Source organism: Dictyobacter kobayashii (genome assembly GCF_003967555.1).
Lineage (GTDB): Bacteria > Chloroflexota > Ktedonobacteria > Ktedonobacterales > Ktedonobacteraceae > Dictyobacter > Dictyobacter kobayashii.
Map to the genome: position 1 here is coordinate 2,648,011 of NZ_BIFS01000002.1, position 25,018 is coordinate 2,673,028.

Consider the following 25,018-nt stretch of genomic DNA (forward strand, 5'->3'; position numbering starts at 1 on the left):
CAGGGTTTGCAGCCACAATTCTGGCCATGGGCTTCATATAATGGATATCTCTCAGCTTATGGATTGATATCTTGTAGAATCTCATGTGCGGCCCGTGCACCTTCGCGGGCCGCGCCTTCCATGTAGCCCTGGAAATCGGTTGAGCAGTGCTCGCCAGCGAAGTGAATGGGTCCCTGGCGTGTACCTTCGTAGCCGCCGAAGCGAGTATACTGGCCGACGCGCCAGCAGGAGTAGCTGCCCAGCAGATAGGGGTTGCCCGTGGGGTAGCTCAGTGCTGCCTTGCCGGTATAGTGGGAACTGATGCCCGGGAAGATAGGCTCCAATTGCCGCAGGCAGTTCTGGGCATAGTGCTGGATGGTGGCGGCATCAGCGGTAGTGGAATAGGGAGCCTGTGGTGTGTACGCGGCTCCTCTGTGCCCGCTGGTATAGTCGACGAGCAAGCCATGTGAGCCGCCCTGGCCGATGGAGGTATCCCAGAGCGTTTGAATATCCAGGTCCGTGATGATAAAGCCGCTGTTAGGATGGGGCCATGGGCCATCCGCGTACCAGTAAGGCTGGTCGAATTGCAGGAAGAGCTTGGAGATGGTGCCGTAGCCTAGCTCCTGGATGGCGGTTTGTTTCAGTGGATCAAAGCCAGCTCGCTGGTAATCGATGTGGCGTAAAGTGCTGAACGGTAGCGTGAGGATGGCATGGTCGCAATGTACTTCTATGCTGCCCTCGGTGGTGGCAAACGTTAAGATGAGCGACCCATCACTCTTACGCTCTAGCGCTACCAGTTGATGCTGCAAGTGGATAGATGCTTTCGGCAAATGGCGGGCGATAGCCTGCGGCAACTGCTCGTTCCCGCCCACTATTTTGCTGCTGCCCTGCATGGGTCTGGGTGTGATCGAATCCTGTTCCTGGTCCAGTGTGCCAAACATGTAGACCAGGTTAAGTGAGCTCTGCTCGTTCGAATCCAGACCATAGAAGCCGGTACAGGCATTATCCAGTAGTTTGCCCACCGGTGTATTGTGTCCACCCTCGGCATACTGCTCAATCCAATCATACACACTTAGATGGTCGAGCCTGAACCCGGTCTCTGTAAAGTGCGCATGGGTCGTGGGGAAACCGGCCTCCTGTACCTGTTGCTCCAGGTGAGGCGCGAGCGCCTGGAATCCCCTATCCAGTTCTTTCGAGCTGCAATAGCGGTTGGCGAAATACATGATGCTTTGTGCTTGAGCTGTTCTTCCCTGTCCCAACTCGACCGTTTGGAGGTCGAAACGCTTGATCAACTGATGGATCGTATCATGGTTAGCGTCGATGAATTCACCACATAGCTCGCTGACCATGCCATCGTCCCAGGTTGTTGCATCAGAGTGCATACGGCCACCGATGCGGTTAGAGGCTTCATAGATAGCGCACGAGAGACCGGCATCTTGCAGGGTGAGAGCGGCATTGAGGCCCGCGATTCCTGCTCCGACAATAGCAATCTGAGGCATAATTATTTCTCCTGGCTCGATGGTTCCGGTTTATAGAGCTCGGTAGCAACATAGGTAAGTGTATCCCATGCATTATGGATACCTATGAACACGAGTAGAAGCGTAACTGCACCAATACAGAACAGGGTTGGCGTTGGATTGACAGGAAACAGTAGCGCCGCCGTCATCAGTGCGGTGTAGGAAGCGAACGGAATGATCACATGCCACACCCAATCTTCTATTACCAGTTCATAGCTTGTCTGATAGCGTGCCCGCCTTACAATGATGGCAACGTACACAACCCCACCCAGACCGCAGAGGCCGAGTACAAGGCTGGCATTCCATAGTGCTTGCCAGGGCGCATTGAGAGTAGCCGCGACAAGGAGTGCGGCGCAAAAATGCACCACATTTGGCGTGCCGAAGGCCGCAATTGACCCACTCGATCTTGGTGACCGAACTCCCGCGATCAAGGTAAGCACTACAAACATCAAACCGGTCAGCGTCGCCGCGGCAGTGCCGACGATGACGTAAAAGTTTCCCCAGGCAGTAAGCGGTGATGCCACAGCCCCTTGCATCATAGATCTTCCTTTCAATGGACATGTAAACAATAAATTGATTATGCATACGCCCCTTACGCATACGCATAAGGCAAGCTGAGATTGATTGAATTTAAATATAGGGTGTACCAGGTGGCAGCAGGTGCTGACGAAGCGGCTTGTGGTGCCCACACCCCAGTATAGCACAAACATAGGATGAGACCACCGCAGAGCACAGCAGGACCTCTAACCGTTGCAGGGATTGAGTATAGCCCGCCTCTACTATAGAGAATATTATAGAAAACAATCGTTTGCGGCATAAAGTGGCACTACAGGCCTGACTACTGGCTTTTTCTCCCCAGGTTTAGCCCATTAGGGCTATGTTTCATTGTGTATCTCTATGTATCGATGTGATTCATGTTATGCTAGTCCCAACAGTAAGCAAGCAGAGGTTCTTTTGATACCAACAAGGACTGCTGGGAGTCATCAGACAAGCTTATCGTAGATGCAAGATATCACGACGTGGATATATTTTGCAGGATGGTTTAGTTCCTCATACTCATGCACGACCCAGGATTGCTGTCAGCCATATAGATGGGGATGAATCAGTACGGACAAGATGTTATTAGGTTGTACTTACGTATGGAAAGCCTTTAGCTGGAAACGATGTAGCTGTAACGCTCCGTTTTCCAACTCTTAATCAACACATGTCTATGGTAGGAACAATGACAAGAAGAAAAACCACCCATATTTTATTTTTTATGTTGCTGCTACTCGTTCTGCTTGTACCCGCAACATTCCTTCGCTTAACCAACAGTAGCGATCTTCATTTTCCAAAGGGACCGAACACTCGAGGCCCACGCACGCATACCACTATGGATCTGGCTGCCTTGAAGCATATGAAAAGCGCAGCTTCTTCTCCCTCGGGCCTGACCCCCCAGGATCTCTGGAAAATGTATAATTTGCCCGGCCTCAACGGTGGCAAAGGACAACTGATTGCCGAAGTAATTGATGGCGCCATTCCAACTATGGAATCAGATCTCAACGCCTATAGCCGGCACTTTGGTCTGCCCGAGTGCACCGTAGCCAGTGGTTGTCTGACCATTCAGAACCAGGGTGGTAAACATATTCCTAATGGTAGCGATCCTGCAGAGGGCTTGCTGGACGTACAGCTTATGCACGCGGTCGCTCCACAGGCAAAGATTTTGCTCTACATTATGAATAGCGATAATACCTCTATTGCTAAGGGACCGGCTGATATTATCAAAACACCTGGACTTAAAGCGATCAATATGAGCTATGGCTTTGATGGCAATGGCAAACAGTTTGAAGCTTTGTACAATGATAACCCCAACCATGTGGCTCTGTTTGGTGCTTCTGGCGATGATGGTTATGGCCAGATTACCCCGCCATCGATTTACCCTGGCGTTATCGCGGTCGGTGGAACGGTTGTCAATGGTACCACCGAGACCGCATGGAGCGGTTCAGGTGGTGGACTCACCAACCTGTATGCTGAGCCTGCCTATCAGACCAAATATGGTATTCCCCGAGCAAACGGCTTGCGTGGTAATCCAGACGTCGCTGCAGTCGGAGGCACCCCGGTTGCTATCTATGAACTGGGCAAATGGCAGGGTGAGACCGGCACCAGCGTGTCAGCACCAATCTGGACTGGTATCGCTGCCCTGGTCAACAAACCAATCACAAATGAATTGTTGTACGGCCTGGCAAAGAGCCAGCCAGACTCATTCAACGACATCACCTCTGGCACCAACGGCAAATGTGGTTTCTACTGTACGGCACACCCTGGTTATGACTACGTCACAGGTCTGGGAACCCCCAAAAACTTCGTAGCGAACGTCAACGCCCTCACACCGGCCCAGGCTGCCGCACTTTCCCAGCCCTAGCCCTTAGCCGAAGCGCATACCCATTCGACTAATCTCCTCAGGGGTAAGAGGCATCTTCATTGACGAAGGTGCCTCTTATTTTATACTTATAAATTTGCCTGTAAAAATGCTTCTACTTAAAGTTGAATGTAATATAGTGCCGTAGAACATAATTTGCGTATGTACAATCTATCTATGAGTATGATATGGTAGGGGTAACCATACTTTTTTTACATATCAACGTGCGATATTCCTACTGGGAGGTAGACATGAAAGAAATCGCGTCTTCCCAAAAAGTATCTGCAGCGCCAGCAGGTGCCCGCTCTCGTTATCCACGCTATGTATTTTCTATTTTCTTCACTATCAACTTATTGAACTATCTGGATCGCAATATTTTCACCGGTGCCTCAAATGCTATCGCGAAAGATTTAGGCCTATCCCTGGACCAGGTCGGCTATATTGCCTCGGCCTTTTTTGTTGTCTACACCATTGGGACAATCCCATTGGGTTTATGGGCCGATCGAGCGCCACGTAAGAATGTCGCAGCCTTCTGCGTGGCGATCTGGAGCGTCGCAACGGCCTGGACCTCACTGGTCTCAAGTTTTCTGATGCTCTTTTTGTCCCGTATGGTGTTGGGTGTAGGCGAGGCGGGATATTATCCCTCCGGCACCGCCTTGTTGAGTGATTTCTATCGCCGTGATCAGCGTGCACGCGTCATGAGCATCTGGGGAGTCGCACAATACATTGGTATATTTCTTGGCTTTGCTATTGGGGGGGTGCTTGGTGGTCTGGGCTTATGGCGCCAGGCTTTCCTGGTGGCATCTCTGCCTGGACTCCTGATGGCCTTTTTGGTCTGGCGCGTGCGTGAGCCGCGCCGCAATCAGGCCGATGAAGAGGCCATGCTTGAAGAAGAAGGACGGCTCCCATCTATCGAAAAAGAGCAGCCTGCGCTACCTGCTCAGATGACTGTCGTGAAGGAATCGATCTTTAAGCAGTGCTGGCAACTCCTACATATCAAGACCCTGCTGGTCCTGACCGTGGTTCAGATCTTCGCCTTCTTTGTGCTCAGCGTCAATGTCACCTACCTCCCATTGTATCTACAGCAGGTAGATACCTTTCATCTGAGTCAGCAGGTAACGGGTATATATTCTGGTGGTGTGATTGTCATTGCAGGCATTATCGGCAATCTATCGGGAGGTTTTCTTTCTGATCGCCTGGGTCGCCGTTTCTCAGGCGCGCGTGTCTTGATTTGTGGGCTCAGCTTCCTGATCAGCGCGCCAATCTTTGTTGTCGCGGTACTGGCCCGTGATTTTACCGTCTTCACCATCTTCCTCTTTATTACTGTGATCCTATTTTCTATCTATGGTGGACCTGGCACCGCCGCCACCCAGGATGTAGTACCTTCCTGGCTGCGCTCCTCGGCCATCGCCGTCACCGTGCTGATCGCTCACCTGTTCGGAGATGCCTTTGCGCCCGCCATTATCGGCGTTATCGCCACCAACTTTGATCCTACCCATGGACAGCACTTCCTGCACAACATGGCTGGCAATGAACTGGGCCATGCCATCTTGATCACCTGCACACCTGCCCTGGTTATTGCTGGTATAGTTGGCATCGTAGGTGCCCGCTGGCTGAAAAATGATGTCGAGACCGCCACAGCCATCGAGAAAGTTGGACAGACCCAACTATCCTCAGCAGCGGCTGAATAATATAAGAGAAGCACTTAGCTAGTGTTTGATTCCCAGGTCCTTTGCACGCTCTGTCCATGTGCCTTCACATCTGTGGTGCTCAATATTTTTGTAGTGTAGAAAATGCGCACAGCGCATTTTCTACACTACAAAAAAAGCGCGGGCGCGCCAGCGCACGTCCGCACAGGAACGATTTGTTTGCTTCCCATACCTATGGGAAGCAAACACTACCTTAGCCCTTTAAACCCGTGCCTGCTATACCTTCTACAATTTGCTTCTGGAAAAACAGGAAGACGATCAACACCGGGATGCTGCCAATAACGGCGGTTGCCATGATCTGAGCATAGCGAATGCCGAATGAAGTTTGAACTGTGGCCAGCCCAATACCATCAAAGTATTGCTTAAAGATGAAGACGGCAACCGGTGAGGCAACCTGAGGCAAAATGATGCCCCAATAGGTATCCACCATGTTGAACACCTGCATCTGGGTAAACAATGGTACAATCAAGATCTGACCGGGGACCATAATGCCAGCCAGGATAATCCAGAAGACCAGGTTACGGCCCTGGAAGCGCACCCGTGAGATGCCGAACGCCGCCAGGCTGGCCAGCACGACAGTCAGCAAGCTGATCGCGATAGAGGTCAGGGCACTATTAAATGTCCAACGGGGCAAATTGCTGGTTGCTAGCGTCGTGATAAACGCATCCAGTGTAAAATGAGAGGCGAACCAGGATATGGGGACCGCCGTAGTTTCACTCTCAGGTTTAAGCGCGGTATCAATCGCCCAGGCCAACGGAATCAACCAGATCAGTGCGAGCAGGACCAGTAAAGCAAAGGCCGCCCAGTAAGCCACTTTTCCCCTACGATTGCCAGGTCTATTTTCCACTTTTTCAGGAGCTTCAACCTGTATCTGTTGTGCAGCCATCTTACTGCTCCTTTCGCTCACGGTTATACAAAACAAACTGAATCACTGAGACCAGCAAAATGATCACAAAGAAGACATAGGATATGGCCGAGGCATAGCCCATGCGAAACGAGGTAAAACCAGATTCATAGATATACTGAATGATGGAACGTGTAGAATAGTTGGGGCCACCAGCAGTTAGCAAGTAAGTCTGAGTAAACAGTTGTAGCGAAGCGATGACCTGCAGGATCACGATGAGAGCCGTGAAACGATTGAGCAAGGGGATGGTAATCCAGCGAATGCGGGCCCAGCCACCGGCTCCATCGATATTGGCCGCCTCATAGAGTTCGCGTGAGATTTGTTGCATGCCAGCAAGATAGGGCACGAAGTTAAAGCCCACAGTCCACCAGACCGTCAAAAGGACGATGGATAGCATCGCGATATGTGTATCGCTCAGCCAGGGAACCTCTTGTAACCCAATGGATGTCAGGGCACCATTGATCAAGCCAAAGCCAGGCTGATAGAGCCAGCCCCAGATAATGGTAACCACTGAAACCGGCAACACAAAAGGAGCAAAGAAAATTGTGCGGAAAAGTCCCTGAGCCGGAATCGCTCGATTGACCAACAGAGCCAGGATAAGCGCAATAACAACCAGGATCGGTGTACTGATAATAGTAAAGAGAATTGTATTCCAGAGCGAACTCCACACTGCTGCATCCCCAAATAATTCTTGATAGTTCGCTATACACAGAAATTGCGTGCCACCTTTACCAATCGTCCAGTTAAAAAAGCTCATGCGAAAGCCAAAAATAATTGGCCAGATGACGAAGATCGCGTAGACTAGCAAAAATGGTAGCACGAAGCCCAGAAGGACCGTAAAAGAAAAGATGCCTGTTTGGATGCTGGTCGCTCTCTCAAATAGAGAGGAAGAGGCATAAGCTGGAAGCTTTATGCATCCTTGATGCCTCTTCCACATTGTAAAGAATGAATTATTCTATATGTAAACGTAAAATGGTGAGCGAGTGGGCTGGAAATGTATAAGTGATGTTCCCATCCTCGAGTTCCAACTGGTGCTCCTGTACAATAACAGCGTCAGGTTGCTCAAAAGAATTCGCACTCGCTGGATCTGGAGCATTAACCTCGTAGACCAGGCCCCTGGTGATAATCGTAGGATCGGCAAACTGGATGGTGGTAGTATGGTTTTGCTCCAGATCGCGGTTTACCACTGCGAGCGCAAACTCATGTCCAGTTGAATCCCTGGTGACCGTCACGTCCAGGGCGTTAAAGGGTCCCAGAGCAGCAATTGAGGGTGACCAGCGTGATTTCTCCTGGTCCGCGGTTAAGGTCAATTGCTTGCAATCAACATAGGCATCCAGCGTCACCTCTTGCAGTTGTTCCGCATAGAGTCGGAGTGGATGATAGATGGTCTGCAAGAATAAGCCTTCTTTGCTGGTAAAGATAGGGGCAATCACATTGACCAGTTGGGCCAGGTTGGCCATTTTCACGATATCGCTATGGCGGACAAAGCTATTGAGGTAAGAGGAGACCGCCAGGGCATCGGCCAGGTTATAGCGCTCTTCCAGGGCACTTTCGGCGCTACGTTGACGATACCAGACGTTCCACTCGTCGAACGCAATATGGATAGGATGGCTGATCTGCTGGCTGAAACGTACGCGATCGATAGTGGCCCGACAGCTCTCCAGGGCAAAATCAACCAGTGCCGGGGCCAACACATTGCTATAGTAATCATCGCTACCGGTATAGAGATGGAGACTATAATAATCAATCAAAGGTGCTAAACCAGCGATCACCGTCTGATCCCATTCCGTCCAACCTGTTTCACCACAGCCAACCAGTTGAATGCTGGGATCGGTCCACTTCATCACTTTGGCGAACTCGCGGGCCTTTTTCACATAATCCTCAGCGCTCAAGCGGCCAATTTGCCAGGAGCCATACATGAAGCGGGATATCGCATACCTGAAGATATTGCTGTGGTCGGTTTTGATGACATTGAAGATAGTCGTTATGCCATACCATCACTTACTACTATTTCCCCCGACAAAGAGAAAATCGGTCATCTTGCGATGGCCTTCCTATTGGGGCGTATTGATGGTACACGTACAGGACCACCTGAGCGCGTAGAAGTGCCCTGCCAATTAATCGTACGTGAGAGTACCCTGGGTCTCAGTTCTTACACTATACCTGTGCGTAACCATTTAAAAACACAATGATCTTATAGGCTATCATAATATATAAGGATAATAGATAAAAAGCCAGGGAATGCGGTATTCCCTGGCTTTTTATCTATTATCCTCAAATTCCGCTACGCCGTCGCAGCGGAATTGTTTCGCCTTTGCTGCACCACGCGGTCCAGCATATCGTGGTAGAGTTGTGGATCAGCCACGCGATGATCTGCTTTTTTGCCTGCATCATCACATTGGCGTAAGAAGAGTGCATCTGAAAACCATGGACTTTGTTGGAATTCCGCAACTTCTTCAGGGGCCATCAAACCACCCTGGCGTAGCAGTGTCTTCTGTGAAACGGCTGAAAGCGTGCCCCAGTAATCAGTATCGACGGTACACATATAGCGCTTGGCCTCGGCATGGGCACCAATCACCCAGGCGATACGCTCACCTAAGAGCGGTCGTACACTATGGGCAGCCCAGGTTGCATGGTCGCATTCCTGAACACGACCATCACCCAGATCGTGTAGCAAGCCAGCGATAATTAATTCTTCATCCGCACCGCGCAAACGCAATTCTTCAGCCGTCTGAAGCTGATGTTGCCAGAGATCGATTACCTCGCCATCGCTCATTCCCTGTTGTTCTACAAGTGCCTGCCAGGCCTGATCGGCCGTACTAAATGGTTCAACAAAGTGCATGTGTTTGATAAGCCTTTCCGGAATAGAATACACCCTGGCCAGCATAAAGTTGATGTGTATCAATACTGTTTATTCTGGCGTGTGGCTTTACACTACACTATTTGAGTTAAGCTGGTGTTATCAAGAGTTTAAGCTCATTAAATTTTGCTGTGTACAACCTACGTGCCTGGCTCATAAGCCTGGTCCACACTTCTTAAATGTAACCTGTTGCACGTGAATCACTCTTCTTCTTTTGGTAATGCCGTATTTTCCACCCGGGCTTCATCGCCGGTGGTGGCTTCTCCAGCGATCCAGCTCTGGGCTAATTGCTCGGCACTGAGAGCGGGCAATTTACGCAGTTCTCTAGGAATAAAGTAGCCGACCAGGCTGATCAAAAAGATACTGATCAGCAGATAGGTCCAGCCATCGAGGGCGCCGGGTCCAAATTGAGCTATTACGAGCATACCTCCGGCACAAAAGAGCAGCGCAAGCAGTGAAAGCAAGATCCGAATGATCAACCGACTCCACCAGGGCGCGGAACTGCCGCTGGCCTGGAGAAAGAGACGATGCCGTTCCGACTGGCGATAGCGTTGGATTTCGGCCAGCCTGGGCGCTCTGAACGCATAGATGATACAGAGAATGCCCCCAATAATGAAGGCCAGGAAGGCCAGCAACAGGAAGACATGCAAGAGCCCTCCAGGTTGATCATAGGCCAGCAGCGACAGCGGATTGTCCAGATAGAGCGAGGCAAGCCCAAGTACACCCAGTCCACCCGTTATCACCAGTAAAAGCCCATAAATGGGATAATAGCGGCGGCGGAGTAGCAGGCGTTGCCGATATTGTTCGAAATCGGGATTTGTTGGCGCAGACAAAACGTTTCTTACCTCCTTATAAGATAAACGAATTTAAATATGGAAAGAGTGCAAGTGTCTCTGGGACACTAAAACTAACTGACCAGATCACTCCAGATTGACTTTATAAGCGCTTTTGTATTGTTAATTATAGAAGCCAGGTGTGTCCTGACAGCCAAATCATCTATCTATGAAGTACATTGGGCATCTAGCACATAGCAAGTGTCTCCTGAGGGACACTTGCTATGTGCTAGATTGTATGAAGAAGAGTGGCCAGGGCAAATTAATGGAGTGCCTGGGCCTCTTCAACGACGTAGCCGGCAGCGCGCAGGCTGTGGAGTAGTTCTTCACACTGGGCCCGGTTGCGCGTCTCAACCGTGACCATGGCTTCATGTTTCATAAAGGGCATCTGGCTGGAAACGCGCTGGTAATGCACGTCGATAATATTGACGCGCATACCCGCTACAATGTTCAGCATATTGGCGAGCTCGCCAGGACGATCGGCCAGGCTGACATGGAGTGCCAGGTAACGGCTGGCGTTTACCAGGCCGTGTTCGGTAAAACGACCTAGTAGATTAATATCCAGGTTCCCACCGGTCAGGGGGACCAGCACATGCTTGTCTTTAAGCTGTATGCTGCCACTCAAGATGGCTGCCACCCCGGTCGCACCCGCGCCCTCAACCAGTATCTTATGGCGCTCCATTAAAAGCAGGGCCGCATTGATGATCTGCTCATCGTCGACCAGCACCACATCATCCACTAATTGCTGAATGATCGGAAAAGTAATCTTGCCTGGCTGTTTGATGGCAATGCCATCAGCGATGGTGGCAATGGCGGGCAGCGTTTGTAAGGTTCCTGCATTCAAAGAGGCACGCATACTGGCCGCCCCCGCCGCTTCAACTCCGATAATGGTGATTGATGGTTTTAAAGCACGCGCGGCCAGCGCGATGCCAGAAATAAGGCCGCCACCCCCGATGGGAACCACAATCATATCGGCCTCGGGCACTTCGGCCAGCATCTCAAGACCGAGCGTTCCCTGGCCGGTGACAATATCGATGTCATCGAACGCGGGAATATAGGTGGCGCCCGTTTCCTGCTGTATTTTTAAGGCATGTTGCACAGCATCATCATAGGTGGCGCCAGATAAAATAACATGTGCACCGAGGCTCTGGGTAGCGGTGACCTTGGTTAGCGGTGCATTCTCCGGGACCACAATAGTACAGGGGGTATGCAATTGCGCGGCCGCAATGGCAACGCCCTGAGCATGGTTGCCGGCGGAAGCGGTAATCACTCCAGCCTGGCGCTGCTCATCTGTCAGGCGCGAGAGCTTATAGGTAGCGCCACGTACTTTAAAGGAGCCACCGCGCTGCATCTGTTCAAACTTAAGATAAATATTGGCCTGGGTCGCCTCGCTCAATGGACGTGAGCGTACAAGTGGTGTATGTTCAATGAATGGTTTTAAATATTGCTGGGCCTGCCAGATATCAGCGATAGTAACTGGTGCCTTATAAATGTTTTTGTCTGGATTTTCCGGCATTGTCTCTGTTGAACCTTTTTTTTCAAGGGAAGCCATCGTATCTACCAGTCCTTTCTGGAACCTGTGACTACATTATCACTATAGATGCAGATGAGCAAGATGATCATAGCCTGGATTTTTCTATAGATTTGTAAATAGAATAAATCTATAAATAAGAGGCAGGCGCTCTTAGCCCTTTTTTGCTTCCAGCAAACTCTGCTCCTTTATTTTATCAGAAGTATAGCCCTTACTGATACAGGCCGCCGCGCAAAAGAAGGGCTTTTACTTTTCTTCTTTGGCGCCTGCGGCGCCGGGTTGGGAGTGTGGAGTGTGCGTGGTGGGCGGCCGCGGCCGCCCACCACGCACACTCCACACCTGAAAGAATGGGCCTCGTATCGCTGGCTTGTGATCTCCATGTTTGCAGGAGGGAGGAGGTTGCAGGCGCCCACCACGCACACTCCACACCTGAAAGAATGGGCCTCGTATCGCTGGCTTGTGATCTCCATGTTTGCAGGAGGGAGGAGGCTGCAGGCGCCCACTACGCACACTCCACACCTGAAAGAATGGGCCTCGTATCGCTGGCTTGTGATCTCCATGTTTGCAGGAGGGAGGAGGCTGCAGGCGCCCACTACGCACACTCCACACCTGAAAGCAGGTCCATCGTATCGCTGGCTCGTGAACTCTGGACGAACATGAAAAAGCCCTGGCGCGAAAGATAGGGTGGGGCCTGGTGCTCAAAAATATCTTTCTGCATCAAATGACGCTATGATGGAGGGACACACAGGGGACGCGCCGCCTGGCGAGGAGAGGAAGCGGCCATTGATGGCCGCCGCATTGATGGTTTTTATTGTCTGCAATGAAAATATGTTACGGTTGTGCCAGGATGCGCTGTTTTTCGCGCTCAAACTCCTGGTCATTGAGCACGCCTGAGGCATGTAGTTCACCCAGAGCTTTTAATTGCGATATGCGTTCATCTGCCGGCGATTTTGGGCGGGCCGATGGCAGCGGTTGTTTGCGGCCAGGCGATGAAGCAGACGGAAACTTTGGTGGATATGTTGGTTGCATATAGGTTGGCGGTGCAGGTCGTTTTCTTCTACTCACCGTGTTCTCCTTTATTTACATGCCATGCTATTCAATCGTATGAGCGCAGCTGCCTGACAGGCGCATCCGTTTCCTCACAACTGATCACTTCGGCGAGTTGAGCTCGTGGCAGCGGAGTTAGCCACATCCAGGCGGCGTTTACGATTGCTTTTAAAATGTCGTTAGCTATTCAAGTTTATCAGTAGTATAGATATATTTTATCTCCAATGGATCATCCAAAGGGTGGAAATGGTTTGACAAAAAGTAGTGGGCTATCGAACGGCCGGCCCAGAGAAGGATAGTGTTTGCCCTGGCTCTCCGTCCTTCCCCCGGAAGGACGGAGAGTCTTTGCCTTTTTATCTGAGCGTAGCGGAAGCCAGAGTTTGTAGCTTATAATCAAAGAAAGCTAATGAAGGAGTGATAATGAGACGACAATTTTGTCATACATATACGGCCCGCTATGATGAAGGTGATTGCTATGGTCATCTTACCCCCAGTGCTTTTTTACGCTACATGCAGGATATAGCTGCCCTGGATGCCGAAGATATTCAGTTGCCGGGAGATGGCTACTGGATCATTAAGCGAACTGTGATTGACTTCGCGGCCCCGGTACAGATGCATACCCGCTTAGAAATGCAGACTTATGGCATGGGTTTTACGCGTATTACCGCGCAGCGTGGCTATGAGGCACGCATCTCCACTGCAAGCCATGATCAACCTGTGATTGCTGCCCGCTCGCTCTGGGTCTATGTCGATAAGCGTGGTAGGCCAGCACGGATGCCTGAAGGCACCGCTGCGATCTGGTTACCGGAAGGGCCGGTGGCTCCCAGTCCTGAGGCTCCTTTTCCGCCTGCCCCCCAGGACACGCCTGAGACTACTACCTATAGTGTACGTTTTTCAGATACGGACCTCATGCAACATATGAATAATGCGGCCTATGTCGAGGTATTGGATAATGCGGCCTGGGAGATTTATATCAGGGCTGGTATCACACCCGAGACAGCTATTTTGACGGCCCAGCAATATGATATTGAGTATTTAGAGAGCGCCCGCCTGGGTGAGACCCTGGAAATCAAGACCTGGTTTGATGAATTCCCTGCAGCTGGACACACTTTTACGCGTTATCAACAGGTGATGCGTGGTGATCTTGTGCTGGCGCGCGCCCGTTCGCGCTGGCTCTGGCACACCGCTGAAAACGCCGCACAATTATAAATGGTGCTGCTTTTAGCAAGATTAGCACGGATACTATAAAAAATATACATAATTTAATGAGCAAGTATATATTGCCAGAAATAGATAGAAGCGCCAGTTTAGCACACTCACAGTGCTAAACTGGCGCAATCTCAATGACTGTTGCTACATTCTGCAGACAGCCCGTTTATGTCCAGGTTGGGGGGACTTGAACTTGTGGCTGTGACTGTAACTGTTGTTGTGGCCGCATACTAAATGCCATCACCATCAGCAAAATTCCACCGATGATGCCACAGATTCCCAGCACAAAAGGCAGGGCAGCCAGCAAAAGCGGATACACGATAAAGAGAATAGCACTAAGAAGTATACTGAGTACTCCAACACTGAAAGCTTCTGGACCGGCTCCTCGTGCCGCGCCGATGAACTGCGTTAAGCCATGAACCAGGCAGAGAATGGCCAGATAGAGAATCAGGACAGAAGGAATAAGTGCAGCCCCAAAGAGAGGGTTCAAAACTACTAGAATGCCACCAACGATACCCGCGAGCCCTGAGATCGCCTTCCATCCTTTAGATGCGCTATCATGGGAAAAGGCATCTACCAGTGCCAGGACACCCATCACTAGCAGGTAGAAACCAATCGCTGTGGCAATCAAGGCGACAGCCTTAAACGGCGAAATGATGAGATACAAACCGAGTATAAATGCTGCGATTCCTTCAAGTAGTACAATCCACCAGGCTTGCCGGCGTTGAACGATATGGAATGCATTAATCATGGTAGAGCCTCCTTGTATCTATGTGCGGTTTGTATCGTGAGTATAAAGTAAGTTACAATGCTTGTCTTCATCCAAAAGATGGAGATTTCAGATGTATGCAGATTGGCCCTCATATAGCACAGAATGAATGCAAGTCAAGCATTTCTTCATGGTATGCTTTTAAATGGTATTATATGGATGTGGTACTCCAAACGCCGTTGTTTGTGTCGTTCGTTTATTGTAGCCTGAGGAGGCTGTAGAAACATGGCCACATCTGAACCTAAAACTCCACATATGCTTGACTATGAAGTTGAGAGGAGCCGTTTTCAACTGGACGTTCCAGAGCATTTTAATTTTGCCGTCGATGTAATCGGGAAATGGGCCCATGATCCCGACAAGCTGGCAATGCTATGGATTGGACCGCAGGGTGAAGAGAAACGACTTACTTTCCAGTATTTTGCTGAACGTTCCAGTCAGGCGGCACAGCTGTTTTCCCGTCAGGGTATCCACAAGGGAGACCGCATACTTGTCATGTTGCCGCGACTACCAGAGTGGTGGGAATGCATTCTGGGCCTGATGAAAATTGGCGCGATCGCCATCCCCTGCACAACACTGCTGACCGCCAGTGATATCCAATATCGGGCCGGCATTGCCGAAGTCCAGGGTATAATTACCGATAGTGAAGGCATGGCCAAAGTTGACCAGGTACACGCAGCCTGTCCCACACTCAAGCAGCTGATCCTGGTCAACGATCAAAACAAAGCAGTACAAAATTCTGAGTGGATCGATTACCGAACGGCGCTTGCAAGTGCTACGACCGACTATCCTGCGACAGAGATTAGCAGTGATGATCCCTGCTTGATCTATTTTACCTCCGGTACCGTTGGCTATCCCAAGATGGTCCTGCACACCCATACCAGCTATCCGCTCGGTCATATCATCACCGGCAAATACTGGCTGGACCTGCACGAAGACGATCTGCATTGGAACGTCAGCGAGCTTGGATAGGCAAAAGCAGCCTGGAGCAATCTTTTTGGACCCTGGGTGATGGGCGCGGCCATGTTTATCCAGGATGCGCGGGGAAAATTTAATGCCAATGAAACATTGGATATGCTGCACACGTATCCTATTACCACCCTCTGTGCCCCTCCAACCGTCTATCGTATGCTGGTACTGGATGAGCCGATCGCCCATCTCAAGACACATCCACCCAAAGCCTTGCGCCATTGTGTGGGCGCTGGCGAGCCACTAAATCCCGAAGTTATACGCATGTGGGAACAGCATACAGGGCTGACCATTCGTGATGGCTATGGGCAGACCGAGACGGTGCTGCTGTGCGCCAACTTTCCCTCGCTTGAAGTCAAGCCCGGCTCAATGGGCAAACCATCACCAGGCTTTGATGTCAGCGTGATCGATCACAATGGGCAGGAACTGCCACCACACAAAGAAGGCGATATCGCGGTCCGCATCAAGCCGGAGCGCCCCAAATGGATGTTTCAGGAGTACTGGCACAATCCCGAGGCCACTGCAGCCAGTATCCGTGGGGATTGGTACATCACGGGCGATCGTGCTTATAAAGATGAGGATGGTTACCTCTGGTTTGTTGGCAGGGCCGACGATGTAATCATCTCAGCTGGCTACCGCATCGGACCCTTTGAGGTTGAGAGTGCCCTCAAGGAGCATCCAGCGATCGCTGAATCGGCTGTCATTGCCAGCCCGGATGCCATGCGTGGTGAGATCGTCAAAGCTTATGTGATTCTGGCTCCTGGCTATCAGCCAACCCCTCAACTGGCCAGTGAATTACAGGAGCATGTCAAGCGTGTGACCGCCCCCTATAAATATCCACGCGAAATCGAATTTGTAGATACATTACCCAAAACCATTTCAGGCAAGATTCGCCGCATCGCCTTACGTGAAATGGAGCGCCAGAAAAAAGCTGGTTCATAATCTAAGCGTGATTGATTCCCACGTCCTTCGCACGCTCTGACGGTGCGATTTCGCACCTGCGGTGCTCAACATTATTTTTATCGTGTGGTGTAGAAAATGCGCTGCAGCGCATTTTCTACACCACACGATAAAAACAGCTCGGGCGCGCCAGCGCACGTCCGCACAGAGAATGTGTTTGTACACATAGATAAGCTCCAAAATTGGAGCAATGGTTCCTTACACTCATTTTACATTTGTCTAGAATTTATTTGATCATTCTAGACTATCTTAGAAATAGAGAAACAAACAAGAATGTGCACCTAAAAATGATGATAAATCGTGCTAGATAATAAAGCAGAAGGTAAGGATTATGTTTAGGGATGAAAATGAATATATTCCAACTTATACACCATATGTGGCTCGTCCAGAGTATCCAACAGCAAACGCTGTATTAGAGCATACGACTCCTGTACCACCTTATGGACAGGGAGGAGGAGCACCTCAGATGCTTGAACCGCAGCCACTTAAAAAGTCTTCTGGCATGCGCACAGGAGCCATTTTCTTTATGGCTGTTGCCCTGTTGATCATCTTTGGGTTTGGCCTGTTTGCTGGTTGGCAATTTGCCAGTGGGAGCGCGTCTACCACAGCGAATACCACTCATACTACAACGACCTCAAGCACATCGAGCTCAACCGTCAATTCGACATTGGCGCAGACGCAGCAGGAAGTAGCGATTGAGAAGATCAAGCCTTCGGTAGTTGAATTGGATATCACCACTGCGCAAGGAGAGCAGCTTGGCTCGGGTGTGATCATCGATAAAAATGGAGATATCATCACTAATAACCATGTGGTAGATGGTGCGCAGACGATCAAAGCTGTGCTGGATGATGGTCGAACGCTGACCGCTCAATTGGTAGGTACGGCAGCGGCAGATGATCTGGCAGTGGTGCGTATACAGCCCTTTGCCAAGATGGAGGTCGCCACGATTGGTGACTCGGGTCAATTGACCGTAGGAGAGAATGTACTGGCCGTTGGCAATCCATTGGGTATTACAGAAACCGTCACCAGCGGTATTATCAGCGCCCTCAATCGCAGTGTTACCGAGTCAAACAATGTAACTATCAACAATGCTATCCAGACGGACGCGGCAATTAACCCTGGCAATAGTGGTGGTGCCCTGATCAATGAACAGGGTGAGCTGGTCGGTATTCCAACATTGGCCGCGATCAATACAGAGTCAAATACGCCTGCCAATGGTGTTGGCTTTGCCATCCCATCCAGCCTGGTTAAAACAGCCCTCTCACAGATCCTTCAGAAGTAAAGTGTAATTAAAGTGTATTGTGGAACAACGTGAATAATATACATCATAATAGAGATAGAGCATGCGAAAGCGAGCAATTCAACGGCGAATTGCTCGCTTTCATATTGTAATAGTTCACCAGGATTGCTGAAGCAGAAGGAAGTGGTTATGGCTGCTAGTTATGGGGGTGCGCCAGCTGGCGATTAATCTGCTTGATGATGCCCGGACCTTCATAGATAAAGCTGGTATAGATTTGGATCAGGCTGGCACCGGCATCTAAGGTTCTCCTGGCGTCATCGGGCCCGAAGATACCCCAACCCCTATGATCGGTATTTTGTTATCCAGGTGCTGGCTGAGATAGCGGATCACCTCTAATGAGCGTGTGTGCAGTGGGCGACCGCTGAGTCCACCACTTTCGGACGATGTCTGCCGCAAGCCCGTGCGCGCAAGGGTGGTATTAGTCGCGATAATGCCACGTATGTTGCGCTGCAGGCAGACCTCAATCACATCATCTAATTGATCTTCCGTCAGGTCGGGAGCGATTTTGACCAGTACCGCTTTGGCTGTCGGACTATCTGTCCTTTGGGCAAGCGCTTCCGACTCCTGCACGATAGCCTGCAATAGCTGATCCAGCGGCTCTTTATCCTGTAATTTGCGCAAGCCGGGCGTATTGGGAGAGCTGACATTGACGGTGAAGAAATCGGAGAAATCATAGAGTTTGCGCAACGAATAGAGGTAATCCTCAATCGCCTCTTCTTGAGGCGTAACCTTGGATTTGCCGATGCTCCAGCCAATCGGTATGGCAGGTTTTTTCAGCCTGGCTAAGCGCTCGTGAATAGCATCCGCGCCATCGTTGGGGAAGCCCATGCGATTGATCAAAGCATTATCCACTGAGAGCCGAAAAATACGTGGGCGAGCATTGCCTGGTTGCGCATAGCGGGTTACGGTACCGGCTTCAATAAAGCCAAAGCCGAGCGCCGCCAGGGCCGGGAGCGCGATGCCATTTTTATCAAAGCCGCCAGCCAGCCCGACTGGATTAGGAAAATGCACGCCGAAAATATCCCGCTCCAGCGCCGGTGATTTATAGGCATTGGCGGCCTCAATAATTTTGAGGGCCGTTTGACTGTGAGAAAGCGTGGCCATTCTATTCATCAACCAGTGATGGGCGATTTCGGGATCGTTGGCAGAGGTACGAAACATGGCCGGACGAATGAGGGCTTTAAATAGCATTGACTCCCTATCTTTCAACCTGAGTACGCAGTAAATTAACGTTTCCAGTATAATAGTAATTCGAGAATTTGGGAATAGACTTGATTTGCTCATGCTAGCAGCCAGGGGCCATGTTATATGGTACAGGTAAAAGGAGATAGAGTTGGCACCCATCAACTCTGGTACCTATGGGTTCCTGGTGTTCGTATGCATGCAGAAAAGCGATATATTGGTAAGGAGAAAGAGCAGGCATGTTGATTCGGAATGGTATCGTGGTACTGGCAAGTGGTCCGGTGCGCCTGGATGTGCGCACATGTGATGAGAAGATAAGCGAGCTGGCTGAACAGCTCACCCCTGAACCGGGCGAGCAGATCATTGAGGCCAATGGGCTTATGGTACTGCCCGGTTTTATTGATTCACATGTTCACTTCCGCGATCCCGGCAGTACCTACAAAGAGGATTTCCTTAGCGGTACGCAGGCTGCATTGGCGGGTGGAGTTACAACCATCCTGGATATGCCAAATACCCAGCCGCCGACCGATAGTCGGGCGCACCTGCAAGAGAAGATGGCCATCGCGGCGGCCAAGGCAGTCGTCGATTATGGTTTTTATTTCGGGGCGACCGACACCAATATCGAGGAAGCGGCCGCCCTGGCCGATCAAGTGGCCGCCATGAAGCTCTACATGGGCTCCTCGACCGGCTCCTTGCTGGTCACTGAGTTCTCGCCGATCTACCGGCACTTCTCGACCTTTCCACTGGATAAGCCAATCGCTGTCCATGCCGAGGACGAGCAATCGTTGAAGTATTTTGGTTCGCAGGGGAGTACTGAACACAACCGGACGCGGCCTCCTTTGAGTGCCCAGATCGCGTTGAGCCGAGCCCTGGCTATTGCCGAAAAGACTGGTCGGGTCCTGCATATTGCCCATACCACGACGCAGCGAGAATTGGAGCTTATTCAGGAAGCCAAACACAAGGGTGTACGCGTCACCTGCGAAGTAACGCCCCTGCATCTTTTCTTGAACGAAGAGGACCAGCGGCGGCTGGGCAACTTTGGCAAGGTTAATCCGCCTCTGCGTAGCAAGAGTGACCAGGCAGCATTGTGGCGCTATTTTGACGTTATCGACACCATCGGTACAGATCATGCGCCGCATACCAAAGAAGAAAAGAATCAACCCTACGAGAAGGCGCCATCGGGCATGACCGGCGTACAGACCATGCTCCCTTTGTTATTCAATGCCGCGCAGGAAGGGAGAGTTGAGCTAAGCGAAATCATCAAGCGTTGTGTCGTCAATCCTGCTCGCATCTTTGGCCTGAAGAACAAGGGCGCGCTAGAAGTGGGCAAGGATGCTGATATTGTATTGATTGATCCCAGGCAGGAATACGAAATTACTAACGAGCAGATACTCTCAAAGTGTGGCTGGACGCCATTTGCTGGCACCAGAGTCAGAGGAAAGCTGCGACAGGTATTTGTGCGTGGGACACTAGCGTTTGCGCATGATACATATCTGGCGCAGCCCGGGAGCGGTGCGCCTCTTCAGTATAAGATATAAAAAGAGTAATACAGGTATGAATCAGGATTGAAGTGGGTCTTGATTCATATCTGTACATTTGTAGTTCCTTCTGCTAATATAGCTGAACAATAGAGTATTTCATTTGTCTTCAATATCTCTTATAGCCGATATTAGTGGATAGGATGTGGATGTATTGATAGTTTGCCAAAAAGGAAATGCGAATGGAAGAGATGCAGCGCCAGCTTAAAACGTACGGTTTGATCTATCTGGGTGTATTGATCTATCTGCTCTTTCTTATCTCCGTCGCGTGGACTGGATGGTTTAATATCTTTTTCAGTGGGGCGGCCTTGCATGAAGGCGCGAAAGGGATTGATTTTTATCAACTGCCTGATGGCGCCTGGGCCTTCTGGCATGGGGGGAGCCTGACCGGGGCGGCGCTATCCGATGGCTCGCAGTATGCGCAACCTAATTATGCCAATGATAATGTCTATCATGTTATCTTCACACTGACCCTGGGTTCTGTGCTGGCACTATTTGATCCGGCCCAATCGCCCTATATCTGGTTATTCTGCAAAGCCATCCTTTCGCTACTGCTGGTCGCCTATTTTGTCTGGAGCTTTCGCCAACACAAGCACGTCGGGTTTGCGGCATTTATCATACTGGTGAACTTCAGTAGCTATCTAGAACTGGCTGCATGGCAATTTCACTTTGTGCTTAACTTTTTTCTACTTCTATTTATGATTTTACTGGTAAAAAGAGGCTCGGGCATCTGGATTGGTGTTACCTACTGGTTAGGGATGCTGGTCAAGCCAATCGGGATTTTATTGGTCCCCATGCTGATCTTTAAAGGGCGCTGGAAACTTGCAGCCGTGGGTGTAGGCTGTTTTGTACTCTTCAGCATCATTTTTCTCTATCAGGGGATTGGCAAATATTATATAGATAACTTAATCAATAATCTCAGCTTATCCGGTACCCTGGGACCAAATCAAATTATTACTTTATCGGCTTTACTCCATTACATGACCCACTGGCCTGATTTTGTCTATCAGGGCATACAAGATTGCGCGCTGCTGCTGGTTGTCTTTCTGGGGACGCTCAAAAGAATCGCCCTCCCCAAGGCCGTATTCTTGTATATGGCATATTTCCTCTGTTTTTATGAACAGGTCTTCGAATATCAATGGAGCACGCTCGCTTATATTCTCGCTATCTGCGTAGTAACCTGTCCCGAGTTCCAGACGCGGCGCAGCATGACCTGTATCCTGCTCACCTGCCTGCCCAGTTGTTTTATCGTACTCAACTGGCTGCATATCGATGTACAAAATATGGGGAATCTAGGTATGATTCCGGGCGGCACCGCCTGGGAATGGATGGTTGCCAGCAAGCTCCTGCCGCTCTTTCTCCTCTTAGCAAGCGTGCTGGTTCCCGATATCCCACCGATCTGGAAACAGTTGCAAGCCTTCTGGCAGGCTGTGCGCAAAGTAAACGCGCGCCTTGGTGTATTTGGTGATGACCTGCCCGCATCCCAGCCGGGTGTACAGATCCCGCTGGTCGTGTCGGGACAGCGTAGTGGTAGCCTGGCGAGAAGCCAGGCACTTTTCTGGGACTATAATGTCGCTGAAGATGTCCCCACAAAGCTTAATGAGCAGCCTTTCACTCCCCTACCATCTGGAACAGGTGAGCCAGAAAAAATCCACCCCCTCAATCCACCCGAAGCGAAGATTGAGGGGGTGGAAGAATAGCTGCGCGGCTACCGAGCATTAACTCTCTATGAACGACCGTATAGCCTCGGCCGGCCCCGGTTCGACGCCAAAGACGATTGTATAGTGATTGAGTGATGGAAAATCTTGAAACTGGCAGGCTGAGATGCCCTGACGAATGTTTTGTACCGCCTCATCAGATAAGAGTTGATCATGTTCATATAGCAGCTTCTGACCGGCGCGCAAGAGTAATGTCGGCGCCTGTACATGGGCCCACTGCTCATCGGGCCTGGCCTGTTGGGCATTCATCGCCTCTTCAATGATGCCAGGCAACGAAACTTTAGAGACCACCGATCCATCCTCCTGCTGAGCAACATCGTGGGTAAAATAGAGATCCAGATATGCGTTCCAATAGGGGCCGAGATATGGAGCAGCTTGCAGATAAGCAATATATTCTGCATAAGAAGGCGTTGTGGCACCCAGGCGGCTGACTGAATTCTTCAACCAGACAGGCTGATCCTCAACAGTCTTCCAGCCATAGGGAGCGCCCGCATCAATCAAAACGAGTTTGCTCAATTTCTCAGGATAGTGGGCGGCAAAATATAAGGCAATCATAGCGCCCAGAGAATGACCTATAATGACAGGTCTCTCTAATTCCAGGCATCAATCAGATGTGCCAGGTCCGCAGCATGAATGGGCACACTGTATCCCTGGGCCGGCTTAGCGCTATCGCCGCGTCCACGTAGATCGTAGGCAAAGACGCGGTGGGATGGTGCCAGGTAATCGGCAAAGGCCTGGAAACAGAAAGCATTGGCCGTTAAACCATGGATACAGATGATAGGTGTGCCTTGCTGCCCCCACTGCACATAGTGGAGCGCCACATCATCGAGGGCGATCTGCTCCTCACGCACCGGCTGTGTCAACATAGTATAATCCCTTACTATTAAATATCATCCAAATACATGAAATACGATTTGCCTTCATTTTAGCATTAAATAAAGAGGTAGATCCAATCGCAGGCACTATGTCTGCGATTGGATCTACCTCTTTATTCAGGTCAACTGAATTAAATGGTCAGGCCTCTGATGCTGTAGCATCTAGCGATGGACGTATTTCGTCATGGTCTACCTGCGCGTCTTTATTGGCGTACTCTTTGAGTGCCAGGGCCGCAAAAAAGGAAATGGCAGCCATAAGGATAATGTATAAAGCCAGGGGGACATACGAGTGGTAGTAGGCAACCAGTAGCGTAGCAATGATCGGTGCCGGACCACCCGCCGTCAACGATGCCAGCTGATACCCTAGTGAGGCCCCACTATAGCGCAATTTTGTACCAAAGTGCTCAGTAATGAAAGCCGCCTGTGGACCATAGACCGAGGCATGGCAGATGCCGATTGCAAAGGCCAGCGCAAAGACAACTGCTACCGGATTTCGTGTTTGTAAGAGCAAGAAAAACGGGAAGGCAAAGACTGCCATCAGCACCGTTCCGAACATAAACCAGCGTTTACGCCCGATGATATCCGAGACATAGCTGGCCGTTGGCATAAAAACGAAAGAGATAACGGCCGCAAGGATGATTCCAACATATAGGAGGTTGAGTGGAATTTTCAGCGCAGTCACACCATAGCCAAGAATGAAGGTGGTGAACAGATAGAAGGGAGCCTGCTCACCTGAACGCAGCAGGGCCGTCAGAATAATATCCTTCCAATGATGTCGAAACGCTTCAGTGAAAGGAGACCGGGCGATCCTATTTTCCTCCTTCAATTTAGTAAAGGCAGGGGTATCCAGGATGCGCAACCGAATAATGAGTCCAACCAGAATTAGTACTACGCTCAGGAAAAAAGGAATGCGCCAGCCAAGACCCGTGAAGGCATCCCCTACAAACAGGGCACGTGTGATAATGACTACAATCGCGGCCAGAGCCAGGCCCAGCGGTACGCCAGTCTGCGGCCAACTGGTCCAGAATCCACGGCGACGGTTATCGCCATATTCGAGCGAGAGCAGGACTGAGCCGCCCCATTCGCCACCGACGCCAGCGCCCTGTAGAAAACGTAGGAGGGTAATCAGCACTGGTGCAAGGATGCCAACCTGACCATAGGTTGGTACCAGGCCCATCAAACAGGTTGAGATACCCATTAAAAGTAGCGTAGTCACCAGCACTGATTTGCGTCCGATGCGGTCACCAAACCAGCCAAAGAAAGCGCCTCCAATGGGCCGTGCGATAAATCCGATGTAATAAGTAGTAAAAGATGCCAGAATGCCTGTGACAGGATCAAGGAGGGGAAAGAAAAGCTTGTTGAAGATAGTCGCCGAGAAAAAACCATACAAGAAGAAATCGTACCATTCGATGGCTGTGCCAATGGTACTGGCACTCAAGATAGGAAGCATCTTGCGTATTGTGACGTTCTCTGACGTTGAGATCGCCGCCATTGAGACCTCCTGACTCTACCCATTAGTGGATGAGTAGCTGAACACAACAGTATATCGTGGTGTTTCTATATCAAAGCCAGCATGGCATTGATAGCAGGATTGTAACTCTGAGTACCTTGATGAAATGGCTGATGGGATTTTCTGGGATGGGTTGAATGAGATAGATATGGCACTAAATATTGTATTATATCTATTATACAAACTAATGTTTAAATGCGTCAAGTACCTCTA

At 50.4% G+C, this 25,018-nt stretch carries 21 protein-coding genes and 2 pseudogenes; 8 read left to right on the forward strand and 15 right to left on the reverse strand.

Annotation, left to right across the window (positions count from 1 at the left end; genetic code table 11):
* Positions 1 to 56 precede the first annotated feature (56 nt).
* Both EL645_RS38075 and EL645_RS38080 read right to left on the reverse strand, forming a co-directional pair.
* Complete coding sequence (locus tag EL645_RS38075) at positions 57 to 1,478, reverse strand: flavin monoamine oxidase family protein (protein ID WP_126557575.1); 1,422 nt, start codon at positions 1,476 to 1,478, stop codon at positions 57 to 59.
* A 2-nt stretch (positions 1,479 to 1,480) separates the two neighbouring features.
* Entirely contained in the window at positions 1,481 to 2,035 is a 555-nt protein-coding gene (locus tag EL645_RS38080) for a hypothetical protein (protein WP_126557576.1), read from the reverse strand.
* Positions 2,036 to 2,892: 857 nt separating this feature from the next.
* On the opposite strand from EL645_RS38080, the gene EL645_RS38085 reads away from it, so the two are divergent.
* Complete coding sequence (locus EL645_RS38085) at positions 2,893 to 3,897, forward strand: S53 family peptidase (protein WP_246035767.1); 1,005 nt, start codon at positions 2,893 to 2,895, stop codon at positions 3,895 to 3,897.
* Between the two features lie 248 nt (positions 3,898 to 4,145).
* Entirely contained in the window at positions 4,146 to 5,585 is a 1,440-nt protein-coding gene (locus EL645_RS38090) for a spinster family MFS transporter (protein WP_161978035.1), read from the forward strand.
* A gap of 211 nt (positions 5,586 to 5,796) precedes the next feature.
* On the opposite strand, the gene EL645_RS38095 is transcribed toward EL645_RS38090, so the two are convergent.
* The 3 genes from EL645_RS38095 to EL645_RS38105 are packed head-to-tail and all read right to left on the reverse strand — an operon-like array spanning position 5,797 to position 8,381.
* The gene (locus tag EL645_RS38095) at positions 5,797 to 6,489 is read right to left on the reverse strand and encodes a carbohydrate ABC transporter permease (RefSeq protein WP_246035719.1); all 693 of its coding nucleotides are present in this window, start codon (positions 6,487 to 6,489) and stop codon (positions 5,797 to 5,799) included.
* Position 6,490: 1 nt separating this feature from the next.
* The gene (locus EL645_RS38100) at positions 6,491 to 7,444 is read right to left on the reverse strand and encodes a carbohydrate ABC transporter permease (RefSeq protein ID WP_126557579.1); all 954 of its coding nucleotides are present in this window, start codon (positions 7,442 to 7,444) and stop codon (positions 6,491 to 6,493) included.
* Between the two features lie 13 nt (positions 7,445 to 7,457).
* Complete coding sequence (locus tag EL645_RS38105; RefSeq protein WP_161978036.1) at positions 7,458 to 8,381, reverse strand: alpha-L-arabinofuranosidase C-terminal domain-containing protein; 924 nt, start codon at positions 8,379 to 8,381, stop codon at positions 7,458 to 7,460.
* A gap of 27 nt (positions 8,382 to 8,408) precedes the next feature.
* Here EL645_RS38105 and EL645_RS38110 point away from each other — a divergent pair, with 27 nt between their 5' ends.
* Positions 8,409 to 8,699 (forward strand): substrate-binding domain-containing protein, encoded by a 291-nt coding sequence (locus EL645_RS38110; RefSeq protein ID WP_246035720.1) that lies wholly within the window; start codon positions 8,409 to 8,411, stop codon positions 8,697 to 8,699.
* A gap of 92 nt (positions 8,700 to 8,791) precedes the next feature.
* Here the strand turns inward: EL645_RS38110 and EL645_RS38115 are convergent, their stop codons facing one another.
* The 5 genes from EL645_RS38115 to EL645_RS38130 form a co-directional block, all read right to left on the reverse strand.
* Complete coding sequence (locus tag EL645_RS38115; protein ID WP_161978037.1) at positions 8,792 to 9,349, reverse strand: HD domain-containing protein; 558 nt, start codon at positions 9,347 to 9,349, stop codon at positions 8,792 to 8,794.
* A gap of 218 nt (positions 9,350 to 9,567) precedes the next feature.
* Positions 9,568 to 10,200, reverse strand: a complete 633-nt coding sequence (locus EL645_RS38120) for a hypothetical protein (protein WP_126557583.1) — start codon at positions 10,198 to 10,200, stop codon at positions 9,568 to 9,570.
* A gap of 262 nt (positions 10,201 to 10,462) precedes the next feature.
* Positions 10,463 to 11,752 (reverse strand): threonine ammonia-lyase, encoded by a 1,290-nt coding sequence (ilvA, locus tag EL645_RS38125; RefSeq protein ID WP_126557584.1) that lies wholly within the window; start codon positions 11,750 to 11,752, stop codon positions 10,463 to 10,465.
* Positions 11,753 to 12,323: 571 nt separating this feature from the next.
* Positions 12,324 to 12,449 (reverse strand): hypothetical protein, encoded by a 126-nt coding sequence (locus EL645_RS44995; protein WP_281276474.1) that lies wholly within the window; start codon positions 12,447 to 12,449, stop codon positions 12,324 to 12,326.
* Positions 12,450 to 12,562: 113 nt separating this feature from the next.
* The gene (locus tag EL645_RS38130) at positions 12,563 to 12,796 is read right to left on the reverse strand and encodes an SHOCT domain-containing protein (protein WP_218032275.1); all 234 of its coding nucleotides are present in this window, start codon (positions 12,794 to 12,796) and stop codon (positions 12,563 to 12,565) included.
* A gap of 402 nt (positions 12,797 to 13,198) precedes the next feature.
* On the opposite strand from EL645_RS38130, the gene EL645_RS38135 reads away from it, so the two are divergent.
* On the forward strand, positions 13,199 to 13,987 hold the full coding sequence (locus EL645_RS38135; RefSeq protein WP_126557585.1) for an acyl-[acyl-carrier-protein] thioesterase: 789 nt from the start codon (positions 13,199 to 13,201) through the stop codon (positions 13,985 to 13,987).
* Positions 13,988 to 14,153: 166 nt separating this feature from the next.
* On the opposite strand, the gene EL645_RS38140 is transcribed toward EL645_RS38135, so the two are convergent.
* Entirely contained in the window at positions 14,154 to 14,738 is a 585-nt protein-coding gene (locus EL645_RS38140) for an HdeD family acid-resistance protein (RefSeq protein ID WP_126557586.1), read from the reverse strand.
* 243 nt (positions 14,739 to 14,981) lie between these two features.
* Here EL645_RS38140 and EL645_RS43655 point away from each other — a divergent pair.
* Positions 14,982 to 16,664 (forward strand): annotated as a pseudogene (locus EL645_RS43655) (acetate--CoA ligase).
* Between the two features lie 349 nt (positions 16,665 to 17,013).
* Complete coding sequence (locus tag EL645_RS38150; RefSeq protein ID WP_126557587.1) at positions 17,014 to 17,964, forward strand: S1C family serine protease; 951 nt, start codon at positions 17,014 to 17,016, stop codon at positions 17,962 to 17,964.
* 154 nt (positions 17,965 to 18,118) lie between these two features.
* Here EL645_RS38150 and EL645_RS38155 read toward each other — a convergent pair.
* A pseudogene (locus EL645_RS38155) lies at positions 18,119 to 19,173 on the reverse strand (quinone-dependent dihydroorotate dehydrogenase).
* 230 nt (positions 19,174 to 19,403) lie between these two features.
* Here EL645_RS38155 and EL645_RS38160 point away from each other — a divergent pair.
* Both EL645_RS38160 and EL645_RS38165 read left to right on the forward strand, forming a co-directional pair.
* Entirely contained in the window at positions 19,404 to 20,702 is a 1,299-nt protein-coding gene (locus EL645_RS38160) for a dihydroorotase (protein WP_126557588.1), read from the forward strand.
* Between the two features lie 182 nt (positions 20,703 to 20,884).
* Positions 20,885 to 22,402, forward strand: coding sequence for a glycosyltransferase 87 family protein (locus tag EL645_RS38165; RefSeq protein ID WP_161978038.1), 1,518 nt, complete (start codon positions 20,885 to 20,887; stop codon positions 22,400 to 22,402).
* 18 nt (positions 22,403 to 22,420) lie between these two features.
* On the opposite strand, the gene EL645_RS43665 is transcribed toward EL645_RS38165, so the two are convergent.
* The 3 genes from EL645_RS43665 to EL645_RS38180 all read right to left on the reverse strand — a co-directional run bounded on the left by EL645_RS43665 (position 22,421) and on the right by EL645_RS38180 (position 24,787).
* Positions 22,421 to 23,020 (reverse strand): alpha/beta fold hydrolase, encoded by a 600-nt coding sequence (locus tag EL645_RS43665; protein WP_307720611.1) that lies wholly within the window; start codon positions 23,018 to 23,020, stop codon positions 22,421 to 22,423.
* Positions 23,011 to 23,286, reverse strand: coding sequence for an alpha/beta fold hydrolase (locus EL645_RS45000; RefSeq protein WP_126557591.1), 276 nt, complete (start codon positions 23,284 to 23,286; stop codon positions 23,011 to 23,013). The genes EL645_RS43665 and EL645_RS45000 overlap by 10 nt, the downstream gene beginning before the upstream one ends.
* A gap of 148 nt (positions 23,287 to 23,434) precedes the next feature.
* The gene (locus EL645_RS38180; protein ID WP_126557592.1) at positions 23,435 to 24,787 is read right to left on the reverse strand and encodes an MFS transporter; all 1,353 of its coding nucleotides are present in this window, start codon (positions 24,785 to 24,787) and stop codon (positions 23,435 to 23,437) included.
* Between the last annotated feature and the right edge of the window lie 231 nt (positions 24,788 to 25,018).

Excerpts from the sequence above, each read along its gene's own strand:
- EL645_RS38100 (WP_126557579.1), bottom strand. The coding sequence starts at position 7,444 with ATGTGGAAGAGGCATCAAGGATGCATAAAGCTTCCAGCTTATGCCTCT.
- EL645_RS38165 (WP_161978038.1), top strand. The coding sequence starts at position 20,885 with ATGGAAGAGATGCAGCGCCAGCTTAAAACGTACGGTTTGATCTATCTG.
- EL645_RS38180 (WP_126557592.1), bottom strand. The coding sequence starts at position 24,787 with ATGGCGGCGATCTCAACGTCAGAGAACGTCACAATACGCAAGATGCTT.
- EL645_RS44995 (WP_281276474.1), bottom strand. The coding sequence starts at position 12,449 with ATGCAGAAAGATATTTTTGAGCACCAGGCCCCACCCTATCTTTCGCGC.
- EL645_RS38135 (WP_126557585.1), top strand. The coding sequence starts at position 13,199 with ATGAGACGACAATTTTGTCATACATATACGGCCCGCTATGATGAAGGT.
- EL645_RS38095 (WP_246035719.1), bottom strand. The coding sequence starts at position 6,489 with ATGGCTGCACAACAGATACAGGTTGAAGCTCCTGAAAAAGTGGAAAAT.
- ilvA (WP_126557584.1), bottom strand. The coding sequence starts at position 11,752 with ATGGCTTCCCTTGAAAAAAAAGGTTCAACAGAGACAATGCCGGAAAAT.
- EL645_RS38140 (WP_126557586.1), bottom strand. The coding sequence starts at position 14,738 with ATGATTAATGCATTCCATATCGTTCAACGCCGGCAAGCCTGGTGGATT.
- EL645_RS38080 (WP_126557576.1), bottom strand. The coding sequence starts at position 2,035 with ATGATGCAAGGGGCTGTGGCATCACCGCTTACTGCCTGGGGAAACTTT.
- EL645_RS38150 (WP_126557587.1), top strand. The coding sequence starts at position 17,014 with ATGTTTAGGGATGAAAATGAATATATTCCAACTTATACACCATATGTG.
- EL645_RS38090 (WP_161978035.1), top strand. The coding sequence starts at position 4,146 with ATGAAAGAAATCGCGTCTTCCCAAAAAGTATCTGCAGCGCCAGCAGGT.
- EL645_RS38115 (WP_161978037.1), bottom strand. The coding sequence starts at position 9,349 with ATGCACTTTGTTGAACCATTTAGTACGGCCGATCAGGCCTGGCAGGCA.
- EL645_RS38160 (WP_126557588.1), top strand. The coding sequence starts at position 19,404 with ATGTTGATTCGGAATGGTATCGTGGTACTGGCAAGTGGTCCGGTGCGC.
- EL645_RS38075 (WP_126557575.1), bottom strand. The coding sequence starts at position 1,478 with ATGCCTCAGATTGCTATTGTCGGAGCAGGAATCGCGGGCCTCAATGCC.
- EL645_RS45000 (WP_126557591.1), bottom strand. The coding sequence starts at position 23,286 with ATGTTGACACAGCCGGTGCGTGAGGAGCAGATCGCCCTCGATGATGTG.
- EL645_RS38085 (WP_246035767.1), top strand. The coding sequence starts at position 2,893 with ATGAAAAGCGCAGCTTCTTCTCCCTCGGGCCTGACCCCCCAGGATCTC.